The organism is Kistimonas asteriae, from assembly GCF_018263925.1.
Lineage (GTDB): Bacteria > Pseudomonadota > Gammaproteobacteria > Pseudomonadales > Endozoicomonadaceae > Kistimonas > Kistimonas asteriae.
The window spans coordinates 300,453-313,704 of record NZ_JAEVHF010000003.1; the positions used below are offsets into that span (position 1 = coordinate 300,453).

Sequence of the window (13,252 nt, forward strand, 5' to 3'; positions counted from 1 at the left end):
GATCACCCTCAAACCAGTACGACATCAAATTGCTCCTGCGAATAGCGGGGTTCCACCTGGAAACGGATGGTCTTGTCCAGGAACGCTTCCAGCTCTGCCACATTGTCCGACTCTTCATCCAGCAGCTGGTCCACCACGGCTTCAGAGGCCAACACCAGGTAGGTGTCGTTCTCATAGGCCCGGGCTTCGCGCATGATTTCCCGGAAAATTTCGTAGCAGACGGTTTCAGCAGTTTTCAACGTGCCGCGCCCATTACAGGTCGGGCAGGCCTCACAGAGCGTGTTTTCCAGGGATTCCCGGGTACGCTTGCGGGTCATTTCCACCAGGCCAAGCTCTGATACGCCGGTAATATTGGTCTTGGCGTGATCCCGCTCCAGGTTTTTCTCCAGGGTGCGCAGGACCTGGCGCTGGTGCTCAACATCTTCCATGTCAATGAAATCAATGATGATGATACCGCCCAGGTTACGCAGCCGAAGCTGCCGGGCAATGGTCGTGGCCGCTTCCAGGTTGGTCTTGAAAATGGTTTCTTCGAGATTGCGATGCCCAACGAAACCACCGGTATTCACATCAATGGTGCTCATGGCTTCGGTCTGGTCAACGATCAGATAGCCGCCGGATTTCAGCTCCACCCGCCGACTGAGCGCCCGGTTGATTTCATCTTCCACACTAAACAGGTCAAACAGCGGTCGCTCACCGGTGTAATACTCCACCCGGCCATCCAGGTGTGGCACCAGCTTCCGGACAAACTTGCAGACTTTGTTGAACGTATCGAGCGAATCAATCCGGATTTTTTCAATGTCCGGCTCGACCAGGTCACGCATGGTGCGCAGATGCAGCGGCAGGTCTTCGTAAACGCAGTCCGGTGCCGTGGATTCCCGAATCTGCTCCTCGACCGTTGTCCACAGGCGATGCAGGAACAGGATATCCGCCAGCAGCTCCTGCTCACCGATACCTTCTGCTGCCGTGCGCAGGATAAAGCCGCCTTTATCATTCAGGCTTTCCTGCTCCAACAGCCGTTCCACGGTCTCCTTAAGGCGCTCACGCTCCTGGGGATCTTCTATACGCAGGGAGATACCGACATGGTTGTTATGGGGCATCAGCACAAGATAACGTGCAGGGATGGAGATATGAGTGGTGAGCCTGGCGCCCTTGGTGCCAAGCGGATCCTTCGTGACCTGCACCACCATGGACTGCCCTTCACGCACCAGCTCGACAATGCCCGGCTCCCCCGCACCTTCCGGACGGCTGTTGCGATCAAAGATTTCACTGGCGTGAATAAAGGCCGCTTTTTCCAGACCAATATCGACAAACGCCGCCTGCATGCCCGGCAGCACACGGACCACCTTGCCCTTGTAGATATTGCCGACAATGCCGCGGTTACGGCTACGCTCCACATAGACTTCCTGCAGAACGCCGTTTTCAACCAGCGCCACACGGGATTCCATGGGCGTGATATTCATGAGAATCTCTTCGCTCATCCCTTTACATCCCCCAAACTTCTCGGATTCCAGGCATATTGACGAAGCCTGCCAGTACCGGGGTATGCGTTATTATCGCTGAACATGGCAAGACAGGCTCACTTATTCTTGGTTAAACCCGGTGGATTTCCCGATGACGGGCAATACCCACACAGCTGATCAGTTCATTCATTATTGCCAGTACGGCACGCCGACACAATCCAGCAGGTCAACGGTTTCAGCAATTGGCAGGCCAACGACCCCGGAATAGCTCCCCTGAAGCTCCCGTACAAAGACGCCGCCCAACCCCTGAATGCCATACGCGCCGGCCTTATCCTGGGGTTCACCGGTCTCCCAGTAACGGGCGATCTGCGCCTCAGATAATGGACTGAACAAAACCCGGGTGACACTGAGACGACTCTCCAGGCGTTCACCATCCGCAATTGCAACGGCAGACATGACCTGATGCTCGCGCCCTCCCAGCGCCGTCAGCATGGCCAAAGCCTCTTCACGGTCAGCCGGCTTACCCAGGATTTTGACGTCAACCACTACAGACGTATCGGCAGCCAGAACCGGCCGCTGTACTAACTGGCCTTGCACCATTGCCGCCAGTCCGGCCCGGGCTTTTTCGGAAGCCATCCGGGTAACATAGGTTTCCGGTGCTTCACCCGCTTTCGGTGTTTCATCAATATCGCCCGCCACCAGATCATAGAGAACCCCTATCTGGTCCAGTATCTCCCGTCGCCGGGGGGAGCGGGAGGCGAGGTACAGCGATACAGCACTCATGGTGAAACCACCTTATTGTTCAGACCAATGCCGGTGGGTCAGACAATCCCGAACCGGCGTCGCAGACTATGCAGAAGCAAGGATAACCAGGGCCATAAAAGAGCACTGGTCACAGCGGGTAATACATAAATCAGGGATGGCTGGATATGGCCAATGGCGCTGTTTATCCAGAGGCAAGTCAACTGGTAGAGCCCGATGATCATCAGCACCATGAAGGTCTGTTGCCAGAGAGGATACAGCCGCAGTCGACGGTATGATTTGTGGGTGGCCATGGCGAGGATCAGCATGGCAATGGCGTTCTGGCCCAGCACAACGCCCAGCATGACATCCATCAGCAGGCCAATACACCAGGCAAAGAACACCCCGTAATTCTGTGGCAACACCAGCAGCCAGAACATCACGGCCATGGCCATCCATGCCGGACGGGCCAGTGCCAGCCAGGGCGGCAGGGGAATAATACTGAGAACCGCTGCCAGCAGCAGCGTCAGCCAGACCAGCCAGTGATGCCCGGTTCTATACATCACCCTTCTCCTTCCGGCTTGTCAGCCTGCTGTTGTCGGGCTGCTTCTGCCGCCTCCGTGAAGACCAGCATGACCAGACGCCCCTCATTCAACTGGGCGGCCGGCTTGGCAACGATCCGTGCAAACGGACGCCCCGTATCACGGGCCACCTCAGTCACGACCGCCACCGGATAACCAAAGGGATATCGCTGCCCCAGGCCTGAACTCACCAGCAGGTCACCTTCCTGGATATCCGCCGTATCCGGTACATGCAGTAATTCCAGGTCATCCCCGCTTTCTGTACCGACGGCGATAGCACGGTAACCATTACGATTGACCTGCACCGGCACCCGGTTGTTACTGTCAGTAATCAGTAGAACACGACTGGTAAACGGCGTCACTGAGATCACCTGCCCCATGACGCCATGGGCATCCAGCAGGGGCAGCCCCACATAGACATTGTCCGCAGAACCTTTATTGATGATGATCTGCTTGACCTGCGGGTCTGGGTCTATCCCAATAAGCTCCGCCACCGTCACCCGCTCTTCGACCACCTGGGAGGAATTCAGTAACTCCCTGAGCCGGACATTCTGGGCAGTCAGCGCAGCATATTTCTGCAGTTTCTGTTCAAGGATCAGGTTACGGGCATTGAGGCGGGCGTTATCCTCAATCAGACCGGTATGGGAGGAAACAGCATCACTGGCAAGGGAAAAAAGGCGGGCAGGCGTATCAGCCAGCCACTGGATCGGCGTCACAACAACCCCGAGGTAGGACCGGGCCTGCTTCAGGTAATCAAAACGATGGTCAACAAACATTAATACCAGGGACACGAGCATCAGCAGTGTAAATCGCGCCCAGATTGACTGACCTTTACGAAAGATAGGGTTAATGGAAAACTCCTGACCCGTCGAGTCTTCTAGATAAATACCAAAGGACTGAATACACGACGAAACACGAACGTTGGGTGTTCACCGGACGTCATCCGTCCTTCCCTGAACCACGACAGCCGGACATCAAGCCCGGCTGCCAGGATCAACTATAACGCACGGAACTACTCGGTGGACAGCAGGTCCATACGGTGCTTGTCCATCATCTCCAGCGCCTTGCCACCACCTCGGGCGACACAGGTCAGCGGATCTTCCGCCACAATCACCGGCAGGCCGGTCTCTTCGCTGATCAGGGTATCCAGGCCCCGCATCAGGGCGCCACCGCCGGTCAGCACCAGGCCACGCTCGGCGATATCGGAAGCCAGTTCAGGCGGTGACTGCTCGAGTGCGCTTTTCACAGACTGCACAATCGCCGCCAGGCTGTCTTCCAGCGCTTCCAGGATTTCACGGCTGTTCAGGGTAAAGCTGCGCGGCACCCCTTCGGCCAGGTTACGGCCACGAACATCAATCTCGCGGATTTCATCCATGGGATACGCCATGGCGATTTCCTGCTTGATACGCTCAGCGGTGGAATCACCGATCAGGCTGCCATAGTGACGACGCACATAGGTCACGATGGCTTCATCAAACCGGTCACCACCAATGCGCACCGATTCGGAATACACAACACCACTCAGGGAGATGATGGCGATCTCCGTAGTACCGCCACCGATATCCACAACCATGGAGCCATTGGCTTCCTCAACGGGCAGGCCTGCACCAATCGCGGCCGCCATAGGCTCCTCGATCAGGTAGACTTCCCGGGCGCCAGCACCCAGCACCGATTCCCGTATCGCCCGGCGCTCCACCTTGGTGGACTTGCAGGGCACACAGACCAGCACGCGCGGGCTGGGCTGGATGACACTGTTTTCATGCACCTTGTTGATGAAGTGCTGCAGCATCTTTTCGCAGACATCGAAGTCAGCGATCACACCGTCCTTCATCGGCCGGATGGCAGTGATGTTGCCCGGCGTCCGCCCCAGCATGCGTTTGGCGTCAGAACCGACCGCCACCACACTTTTCTGGCTACCCAGATTCCGAATCGCCACAACTGATGGCTCATCCAGGACAATCCCTTTTTCACGCACGTAAACCAGCGTGTTGGCTGTTCCCAGGTCGATAGAGAGGTCTGTCGAAAACAGGCCCCTTAATTTTTTCAGCATTTTATAATGTTACCCTGCACGGTCCGGGGGGAAAAACTGTTAAGCCCCGTTATATTTCATAAAACTCTAACAATGGCGGGAATGCCGTACAACCCGCAAAATAGGATAAGTATGCCTTGCATTTGCCGGTAAGGAAACGATATTGTCACGCAATTCACTATCCCGGCCGTTGCATCCCTTGAGATTCAAACGCCAACCCCCTACATTAAGCCGATTAATTGCACTTGACCCGTTGACCCTGCACACGCAATCGAAGGGTTCGCTTATTTGTCACATTTCGGAGAATGATCCCTATGGCGATTGACCGCTCCACGATATCCAGTGTGGCGCATCTGGCTCGTCTGTCCATCAGCGAGACAGAGGCCCAGAAGACCACGGACAATATCGTGAACATCCTTGAACTGATCAACCGAATGCAGGCAGTGGATACCGACGGCGTCGAGCCCATGGCCCACCCGCTGGATGCGATCCAGCGCCTGCGCCCGGACGTGGTGACAGAAACCAACCAGCGTGAACACCTGCAGGAAAACGCCCCGGCGACGGAAGACGGCCTGTTCCTGGTTCCCCGGGTCATTGAATAAAGCGCCGACAGCAACCTGAACTTCCTGCTCCGGCATAACCTGTATTCACCTGAAACCAAGACATGCATAACAAGACATTAGCCGAACAGTCCCGCGCCCTGGCCGCCGGGGACATCACCAGCGAAGAGCTGACCCGCGCCTACCTGGACCGGATCCGCGACCTGGACGCCACCTACAACAGCTACATCACCGTCACCGAAGAACTGGCCATGAATCAGGCCCGTAACGCGGACACGCTGCGCGCCGAAGGCAAGGCGACACCGCTGACCGGTATTCCGCTGGCGCAGAAAGACATCTTCTGCACCGAAGGCGTGAAAACCAGCTGTGGTTCCAAGATGCTGGACAACTTCATCGCGCCTTACGAATCCACCGTCACCCAGAATTTCAAGGATGCCGGTGCCGTCATGTTGGGCAAGACCAACATGGACGAGTTCGCCATGGGTTCTTCCAACGAAAGCAGCTACTACGGCATCGTGCGCAACCCCTGGAACACCGAGATGATTCCCGGCGGTTCCTCTGGCGGTGCGGCAGCGTGTATCGCGGCACGTCTGGCAGCGGGCGCGACCGGTACCGATACCGGCGGTTCCATCCGTCAGCCAGCCTCCATGTGTGGCATCACCGGCATCAAGCCTACTTATGGCCGTGTTTCCCGCTGGGGCATGATCGCCTTCGCTTCCAGCCTGGACCAGGCCGGCCCCATGACCCGCACCGCGGAAGACGCCGCGATGATGCTGAACGTCATGGCCGGTTACGATCCGAAGGATTCCACCTGCGTCAACCGCGAAGTGCCGGACTACACCGCCGACCTGACCAAGCCGCTGGACGGCCTGCGCATCGGTCTGCCGAAAGAGTATTTTGCCGCCGGTCTCGACAGCCGCGTCGAAGCCATCATTCGTGATGCCGTGCGTGAATACGAAAAGCTGGGCGCTACCGTCAAAGAAGTCAGCCTGCCCAGTTCCGACCTGGCGGTTGCGGCGTATTACGTTATCGCTCCGGCGGAAGCGTCTTCCAACCTGTCCCGTTTCGACGGCGTACGCTTCGGCTACCGCTGCGAAGACCCGCAGGACCTGGAAGACCTCTACAAGCGCAGCCGCAGCGAAGGCTTCGGTGGCGAAGTGAAGCGCCGTATCCTGGTGGGTACTTACGCGCTGTCTGCCGGCTACTACGACGCCTACTACCTGAAGGCTCAGAAGATCCGCCGCCTGATCAAGGACGACTTCACCCGCGCCTTCCAGGATGTGGACGTGATCATGGGCCCGACCGCCCCGGCGCCGGCCTTCCCCATCGGCGACAAGACCGACGACCCGGTCGCCATGTACCTGTCGGACATCTACACCATCGCCACCAACCTGGCGGGTCTGCCCGGCATGACCCTTCCGGCGGGTTTTGTGGACGGACTGCCCGTGGGCCTGCAGCTGACCGGCAACTACTTTGATGAAAGCCGCCTGCTGAACATCGCGCACCGGTTCCAGATGGCTACCGACTGGCACGCCCAGACACCGGCCGGCCTGTAACAGATTGATTTTGACCGCCTGCCGACCCCGGCAGGACTGAAAAGAGGTTTACAACATGGAATGGGAAGCGGTCATCGGGCTGGAGGTACACGTCCAGCTCGCCACCAAGTCCAAGATTTTCTCCGGTTCGTCCACCGCGTTTGGTGCCGAGCCGAACACCCAGGCTAACGTCATCGACCTGGGGCTGCCGGGCATATTGCCGGTGGTGAATGAAGAAGCCGTGAACATGGGCATTCGCTTCGGTCTTGGCATCAATGCCAAAATCAACCAGCGCAATGTTTTCGATCGGAAGAACTACTTCTACCCGGACCTGCCCAAGGGCTACCAGACCACCCAGCTGGATCACCCGATTGTCGGCGCCGGTGAAGTGGAACTGACACTGGAAGACGGAAGTCGTAAAACCGTACGCCTTCACCATGCTCACCTGGAAGAAGACGCCGGCAAGAGCCTGCACGAAGATTACTCCGGCATGACGGGCATCGACCTTAACCGGGCCGGCACCCCCCTGCTGGAAATCGTCTCTGAGCCAGACATGCGCAGTGCGAAGGAAGCGGTCGCTTACCTGAAATACATCCATACGCTGGTCTGCTACCTGGGAGTGTCCGACGGCGACATGTCCCAGGGCTCCATGCGTTGCGACGCCAACGTTTCCGTGCGTCCGAAAGGCCAGGAAAAACTGGGCACCCGCGCCGAGATCAAGAACGTCAACTCCTTCAAGTTCGTAGAACGCGCGATCAACCATGAGATCGAGCGCCAAATCGACCTGCTGGAAAGCGGCGGCACCGTGGTGCAGGAAACCCGCCTGTACGACGCCGACAAGGACGAGACCCGCTCCATGCGCAGCAAGGAAGAAGCCAACGACTACCGTTACTTCCCCTGCCCTGACCTGCTCCCGGTGGTGATCGACGACGAACACCTGGAACGTATTCGCCAGACCATGCCGGAACTGCCCGCGGCCAAGCAGGCCCGTTTCACGGCGGAATACCAGCTGAATGAATACGACGCCAATCGTTTGGTTGAAGACCGTACCACGGCCAACTTCTTCGAGCAGGTCGCGAAAAGCGGTGGCGACGCCAAGCTGGCGGCCAACTGGGTGATGGGCGAACTGGCCAGCCGCCTGAACAACGACAGCCTGACCATCAGCGAATCCCCGGTGAACGCCGAGATGCTGGGCGGCCTGATCACCCGCATCCGCGACAACACCATCTCCGGCAAGATCGCCAAGCAGGTGTTTGACGCCCTGTGGAGCGGTGAAGGCCAGAGTGCGGATGACGTGATCGAGAAGAAAGGCCTCAAGCAGGTGACCGATACCGGCGCCATTGAAGCCATCATCGACGAGGTGCTGGCGAACTGTGCCGACCAGGTGGCCAACTACCGCGCCGCCGAGGAAAGCAAGCGTGGCAAGATGCTGGGCTTCTTTGTCGGCCAGATCATGAAGGCCTCCAAAGGCAAAGCCAACCCGGGCATGGTGAACCAGATTCTGAAGCAGAAGCTGGATCAGTAATTGCTCACTGTTTCCGGGCCGTCAACGGCCCGGAAATATTTCCTGATAGATTCCCCGCTAGTTCAACCTGCCCGAACACCCGCACGTTCCCAACCTGTCATCACTCCTGAAAGACGTTTTCCATACGACTGAGGAAGTACGACTGGCCGGTGAGAATCCCCAGTAAGGCATCCGCGTCCTCCACGGAGAGCACCTTGTTTTCAAGGATGGTGTGGCGGTATTCCTGCAGCGTCACGGCGGCCACCAGGAACGTGACATACTGCAGCCGTTCATCGTCTTCGAACCATTGCTGCAGGGCCTTGTCTTTTTCCCGTGAACTGAGATGCCGCGCCGAAGCCAGCAGCTCCTTCACCAGTTGTTTCGTTTTCGCCTGCCAGCTCTCATCCGCCAGGGCGTGCGCTTCGGCATAACGCTGCAAACCTTCCAGGTTGGCCTGGCGTTGTGGCGCCAGCCACTCAACATCCGCAGGACGATCCTCCTCACTGTAAAACCGCCGCCCTTCCTGCCAACGCTCGATGATGGAGGCCGGCATACGGGAACCCACGCCCCCCAGTTCAAACCAGACATCACGAATATGGATCGCCGTGCCCAGGCCAATGACATCCATGGTGCCGAAGATACCCAGCGGTCGCCCATAGACCAGCATGAACGCCAGATCGACCATGGGGTAATTGATCACGTCTTGTTCGGCCATATCAATGAAATGCTCTTTAAGACGAAACCAGATCCGGTTGAAGGAGTGGCCGAGCTGATCGGGGATCGGTAGTGAGTCATTACTTAGCCGGAAAGACCGGATGCCAAGGCTTTCGTTAAACGCTACCACGGCATCTTTCGTTACCTGTGCGGTTGGTGAATCGTCCAGCGTCGCCACTTCGGCCGCCGCACTGTGGGGTGAGTAAAGGTGATTGACGGCGACCCGCGTTTTCAGGGATTCCGGTAACTGCCGCGCCAACAGCGTCGCGGGAATGGACGAGGTATTACTGCCAACCGGCGCCGGGTTCTGATGCTGTTCCAGCTGTAACACCGCCCTTGCCAGCAGGGCCTGTTTCACCGTCACATCTTCCGTCACCAGTTCCTGGACAAAGACGGCGTCTTGCCAGTGGTCATCCGTCACCTCATCAATAGACGACAGATAATGAACACCCGCACACCCCTTCAGCCGCTCGTGCGCCTGGGCCAGTTTGTCCGGATCAATATCCACGATCACCAGGTCCAGCCCATCGCGGTATTTCAGCACCCGGTCAACAAACACACGCCCCGTTGCCCCATAGCCAAAGACAATGACGGTATCCGCCAACACCTCCACTGCAAAGAGCAACAACCAGGCCACCGCCAGGCCCAGAACACCACGCCGTACCATAACCGCTACCTCGTTACCGTTTTCCGGTGAGCATCTGGAGGCTGAGTGTAGTTCACCGGTGAAAGCGGCTGCGGATAAAACAGTCTGTGGTGGTGGGTCAAAGGATAAAAGATAAAGCAAGGAACAACACACTAGTGCCATAGCCGAACGAAGGAAAATATGGTTATATCGTCCGCGATAAACGACAACGTAACCGTATAGCTAACGAGAACCATGCTTTGGCTGCCAGAAGGCTGCCAACATCTCCGGGCGGTAGCGTGCCAAGCATTTATGAAAACACATCGTTGTTACCATCAAACCATCCGAAATCTTGATCATCTCGTTAATTATGTTCTTAGACGTTGACCTAGTTCGCCCATATAGAAAATCTCTAGATCTCACAACCTTCTGGTTAATATAATATATTCAAATATTTAATGACAAAATCTTGTTTTATGGGCACCTGATAAAAATACGGACTGACTGATAAATAACCGAATAACGAACCAAAGATATATCTTGTTGACATGCTGGTTTTTAAAGAACATTTAATTAATAAATAGTCTGTTATGCGAACTCAGTTCGTATAAACCTTTGTTAGGCGAAAAACACTCCAACACACCAAACAACTATTCAAAAAGCACAAGAGAAAACAATGAAAAAAGTAATTTACATTCTTTTTATAAGTATATTTTTAAGTGCATGTTCAAGCCTGACTCCTCCAGCAAGAAAGCATGAACTAAACAGTAGCAGTAGTTATTGGATTGATTACGATGCTACCAGAAGAGGTACAATAATCTCAAACATCAATGGAAAATGGCAATCATGTGCAGAGCCTGCACCTGATGCTGCAATTGGAGTTTTAGCAACATTAGAAGCTGAAATTGATGCATTAGAAAAAACAGATGCAAATGTAAGTGGTGAATTAGCACAAAGCGTTGTCTCTCTAACAGATAAAACACAAATGGTTCTTTTCTTACGAGAGTCGCTTTATCGCTTATGCGAGATCAGCATGAACTCTGATATCCCACCATCCCAATTAGAGGCACTGTACAAGAGCGTAATAGACTCAGCAACAACACTGGTAAAAACCGAGGCAGAAAAAGTCAATATTGAGAAATTAAAACTTGAACAAAAAAGACAAGAGCAAGCTGACCAAGCCGCTTTTATTTACAATTACTTATCCCAAAAGGATGTAGATCCCAGTCTGATACAAGAACTACTTAAAACGATGCCTTAACAATAAAATACATAGTTTTATAGATAGTCAGTGTAGTAAACAGTATCGTTTTTTGCGCTATACAAGTGCGTCATGTATGGCAACAATCTGCCTAATATTCATTCGGCGCCCTACACGCTGGCATTAGGTGAAAAAATAAGGAGCTAAATAATGGATAGTGTTCTAGAAACAATAATGAACCCACATGGAATGATTGGAGTTGTTTGTATTCTTCTAATATTTTCTGGTTTATTTGCACTCAAAAGTATGAAAGCTGAAAGCCCTTTGGCTCCATATGTACTTCAAATACTAGGCCTTACCTTTATATTGCCTGTCGTTATTTTAATTACGGTTACTATACAAGTTGATGGTCAGGCAATAATGGGGTTGCTCGGTACGATAGTGGGTTATATTTTTGGTACATCTCAAGTACAAGCTAAAAATACGCTTAACTCATCACCATCGTCTAACAAGTCAAGCAACTCAGGCGCCGAAGACGACGGAGGTTTTTGAAGCACTATGTTTTTAGGAGTTAATCAATGAGATTATTCATAAAAAACTCATTAGGAGAAAAAAAGTACTTAAATACGAGTGCTTCTTCTAGGAAGGAACTTTCTAATAAAATAGGAAGTGATTACATTGAGATTGAGAATGATACATATCATATTTCTCAAGTAATGGCAGAGCAAACAACTGAATCAACACCTGTCTCAACGGTCATTGGTGGCGCTCTTGGTTTAGTAGGAGGAATGCCAGGAGTTCTAATTGGCGGAGTAATTGGAGCAATCTTGGGAAATGATTCTGACAAAAGAGAAAAATCAAATATAGAAGCATTTAACAGGAGCTAAGAGTTAAATGGATCGTAACTCAATAATCGCACTTGTACTTGTCGGCATACTAGCTTCTATCACTGCTTTTTATCAGAGTGAAATGGCTGATTATGTAAGACTTGTCCTTGAAAAAGGTTATCTTAAAAAAGTTATTTTTATCTCTGTAGTTGCAGTTGTTTTAACACATGCTGTTAGGGTTAAATCAAACGATAGTGCAGGAATGGTTGTGAGAACTGGATTTTTACCACTCGATATAGGTCTGACCATTGGTACTTATTCAGCAGTTTCGACAACAGCTTGCTCTTTACTTGAGGGAGCCTTTATACAGCGATTTTATGGTGATGTTGTTTACTTCACAAAATTTGAAGTACTGGATATAAATGTTCTACTTGGTGTGTCGGGCCTGCTTCTATGGTACGTCGTCTTTCACATGTTTATTCTTGGGAAAGAACTTTTTTTTCCAAAATATAGAGCTGTAGCTTCAACTAAAACAAAACATACAAGTCAATCTGTCCGACCACATTCAGCTGCCTCTGATTGAGGCCTTGGCAATAAGGGTTTTATACAATGTTACGGAGTCTTATCCAAGAAATAATAAACAATGCAGGATTAGAGATCTACTTTGCTTTTGTGGTTTTTTTAATAATAAAGCTTTATCCGAGCCTTAAAAAACACTTCGATAATAACAAAGCAATAGAAAAAGAAGAGCTTGAGTTATTATCAGAAATACTATCAAACAAAAACAAAGCCAATGTTTCTTTTCTAATAGAGCAGATAATCGAAAAAAAGTATGGCAAGGCCATTTCATGGCGAGAAATCTCTTACATATTAGAGTTGCACTCACCCTCAGAAGCACTTTCGAATTATATCAATGGAAAGCAATTCATAAACTTTCCCATATCTGAAGGTGAACCTATATTTCGTTCCCCTATGAACAAATCAAACTACAGAAAATTTAGAGCATTATGGAATGTATTTTGGTATTTTACCTTCTCATTTTTATGCTTAGCCTTGCTACCCATATCTGCTTGGATACTTGGAGAACTTGGCCCTTTGTGGTTTGTAAGCACAGTAGTTTTTTCTATATATTCTGGATGGATAGCATATTTTTGCTTAGCGGGTCTAGGCAAGATAGTCAGTGCCGAACATTTTATGGATGCTATTAATAGCCAAGATAAATACATACCTCATAAGAGAAATTTATATTATTAACGGGCCTAAAAAGTACGTGGTGTTTGCTGCTACGCAGCCCCCCCCTACGGCGCCCCACACAGCCGTTAAATGTAGAAATCAACCACACAATTAGCAGAATAGTGATTTACTTATCTTCAATAACAACACTCAAAATTCGTGCTTCATATACGGCGTGTATTTTTTACCAAACTTGTTTAGCTAACCTTATCTAATTTTATCAGCGTGAAAGAGAATTGAGA

Annotated in this window: 14 protein-coding genes; 8 read left to right on the forward strand and 6 right to left on the reverse strand. The window is 52.4% G+C overall.

Annotation, left to right across the window (positions count from 1 at the left end; genetic code table 11):
* Positions 1–8: 8 nt before the first annotated feature.
* The 5 genes from rng to KHS78_RS05770 all read right to left on the reverse strand — a co-directional run bounded on the left by rng (position 9) and on the right by KHS78_RS05770 (position 4,832).
* On the reverse strand, positions 9–1,478 hold the full coding sequence (rng, locus tag KHS78_RS05750; RefSeq protein ID WP_211826016.1) for a ribonuclease G: 1,470 nt from the start codon (positions 1,476–1,478) through the stop codon (positions 9–11).
* Between the two features lie 171 nt (positions 1,479–1,649).
* A complete protein-coding gene (locus tag KHS78_RS05755; protein ID WP_211826017.1) occupies positions 1,650–2,243 on the reverse strand; it encodes a Maf family protein in 594 nt (197 codons plus the stop codon).
* 38 nt (positions 2,244–2,281) lie between these two features.
* Positions 2,282–2,764, reverse strand: a complete 483-nt coding sequence (gene mreD / locus KHS78_RS05760) for a rod shape-determining protein MreD (RefSeq protein WP_211826019.1) — start codon at positions 2,762–2,764, stop codon at positions 2,282–2,284.
* Positions 2,764–3,669 carry a rod shape-determining protein MreC gene (gene mreC, locus KHS78_RS05765; RefSeq protein WP_425513962.1) on the reverse strand — a complete coding sequence of 302 codons (906 nt, stop codon included), beginning with the start codon at positions 3,667–3,669 and terminating at the stop codon, positions 2,764–2,766. Before mreC ends, mreD begins: the two co-directional genes overlap by 1 nt.
* A 125-nt stretch (positions 3,670–3,794) precedes the next feature.
* Positions 3,795–4,832, reverse strand: coding sequence for a rod shape-determining protein (locus KHS78_RS05770; RefSeq protein ID WP_211826021.1), 1,038 nt, complete (start codon positions 4,830–4,832; stop codon positions 3,795–3,797).
* A 293-nt stretch (positions 4,833–5,125) separates the two neighbouring features.
* Between KHS78_RS05770 and gatC the strand changes: the two genes are divergently transcribed.
* From gatC to gatB, 3 genes are all read left to right on the forward strand, one after another.
* On the forward strand, positions 5,126–5,413 hold the full coding sequence (gene gatC / locus KHS78_RS05775; protein WP_211826023.1) for an Asp-tRNA(Asn)/Glu-tRNA(Gln) amidotransferase subunit GatC: 288 nt from the start codon (positions 5,126–5,128) through the stop codon (positions 5,411–5,413).
* A 62-nt stretch (positions 5,414–5,475) separates the two neighbouring features.
* Positions 5,476–6,927 (forward strand): Asp-tRNA(Asn)/Glu-tRNA(Gln) amidotransferase subunit GatA, encoded by a 1,452-nt coding sequence (gene gatA / locus KHS78_RS05780; RefSeq protein ID WP_211826025.1) that lies wholly within the window; start codon positions 5,476–5,478, stop codon positions 6,925–6,927.
* 55 nt (positions 6,928–6,982) lie between these two features.
* Positions 6,983–8,431, forward strand: a complete 1,449-nt coding sequence (gene gatB / locus KHS78_RS05785) for an Asp-tRNA(Asn)/Glu-tRNA(Gln) amidotransferase subunit GatB (protein ID WP_211826027.1) — start codon at positions 6,983–6,985, stop codon at positions 8,429–8,431.
* 100 nt (positions 8,432–8,531) lie between these two features.
* On the opposite strand, the gene KHS78_RS05790 is transcribed toward gatB, so the two are convergent.
* A complete protein-coding gene (locus tag KHS78_RS05790) occupies positions 8,532–9,791 on the reverse strand; it encodes a 3-hydroxyacyl-CoA dehydrogenase NAD-binding domain-containing protein (protein ID WP_211826029.1) in 1,260 nt (419 codons plus the stop codon).
* A 634-nt stretch (positions 9,792–10,425) separates the two neighbouring features.
* Between KHS78_RS05790 and KHS78_RS05795 the strand changes: the two genes are divergently transcribed.
* The 5 genes from KHS78_RS05795 (at position 10,426) to KHS78_RS05815 (ending at position 13,031) form a co-directional block, all read left to right on the forward strand.
* Entirely contained in the window at positions 10,426–11,010 is a 585-nt protein-coding gene (locus tag KHS78_RS05795) for a hypothetical protein (RefSeq protein WP_211826034.1), read from the forward strand.
* Positions 11,011–11,160: 150 nt separating this feature from the next.
* The gene (locus KHS78_RS05800; protein WP_211826035.1) at positions 11,161–11,502 is read left to right on the forward strand and encodes a hypothetical protein; all 342 of its coding nucleotides are present in this window, start codon (positions 11,161–11,163) and stop codon (positions 11,500–11,502) included.
* A gap of 26 nt (positions 11,503–11,528) precedes the next feature.
* Positions 11,529–11,837, forward strand: a complete 309-nt coding sequence (locus KHS78_RS05805) for a hypothetical protein (protein ID WP_211826036.1) — start codon at positions 11,529–11,531, stop codon at positions 11,835–11,837.
* 7 nt (positions 11,838–11,844) lie between these two features.
* The gene (locus tag KHS78_RS05810) at positions 11,845–12,360 is read left to right on the forward strand and encodes a hypothetical protein (protein ID WP_211826037.1); all 516 of its coding nucleotides are present in this window, start codon (positions 11,845–11,847) and stop codon (positions 12,358–12,360) included.
* 26 nt (positions 12,361–12,386) lie between these two features.
* Positions 12,387–13,031, forward strand: a complete 645-nt coding sequence (locus KHS78_RS05815) for a hypothetical protein (protein ID WP_211826038.1) — start codon at positions 12,387–12,389, stop codon at positions 13,029–13,031.
* The last annotated feature ends 221 nt before the right edge of the window (positions 13,032–13,252 follow it).

Excerpts from the sequence above, each read along its gene's own strand:
- KHS78_RS05805 (WP_211826036.1), top strand. The coding sequence starts at position 11,529 with ATGAGATTATTCATAAAAAACTCATTAGGAGAAAAAAAGTACTTAAAT.
- gatB (WP_211826027.1), top strand. The coding sequence starts at position 6,983 with ATGGAATGGGAAGCGGTCATCGGGCTGGAGGTACACGTCCAGCTCGCC.
- mreD (WP_211826019.1), bottom strand. The coding sequence starts at position 2,764 with ATGTATAGAACCGGGCATCACTGGCTGGTCTGGCTGACGCTGCTGCTG.
- KHS78_RS05790 (WP_211826029.1), bottom strand. The coding sequence starts at position 9,791 with ATGGTACGGCGTGGTGTTCTGGGCCTGGCGGTGGCCTGGTTGTTGCTC.
- KHS78_RS05770 (WP_211826021.1), bottom strand. The coding sequence starts at position 4,832 with ATGCTGAAAAAATTAAGGGGCCTGTTTTCGACAGACCTCTCTATCGAC.
- KHS78_RS05815 (WP_211826038.1), top strand. The coding sequence starts at position 12,387 with ATGTTACGGAGTCTTATCCAAGAAATAATAAACAATGCAGGATTAGAG.
- KHS78_RS05795 (WP_211826034.1), top strand. The coding sequence starts at position 10,426 with ATGAAAAAAGTAATTTACATTCTTTTTATAAGTATATTTTTAAGTGCA.
- KHS78_RS05800 (WP_211826035.1), top strand. The coding sequence starts at position 11,161 with ATGGATAGTGTTCTAGAAACAATAATGAACCCACATGGAATGATTGGA.
- gatA (WP_211826025.1), top strand. The coding sequence starts at position 5,476 with ATGCATAACAAGACATTAGCCGAACAGTCCCGCGCCCTGGCCGCCGGG.
- rng (WP_211826016.1), bottom strand. The coding sequence starts at position 1,478 with ATGAGCGAAGAGATTCTCATGAATATCACGCCCATGGAATCCCGTGTG.
- gatC (WP_211826023.1), top strand. The coding sequence starts at position 5,126 with ATGGCGATTGACCGCTCCACGATATCCAGTGTGGCGCATCTGGCTCGT.
- KHS78_RS05755 (WP_211826017.1), bottom strand. The coding sequence starts at position 2,243 with ATGAGTGCTGTATCGCTGTACCTCGCCTCCCGCTCCCCCCGGCGACGG.
- KHS78_RS05810 (WP_211826037.1), top strand. The coding sequence starts at position 11,845 with ATGGATCGTAACTCAATAATCGCACTTGTACTTGTCGGCATACTAGCT.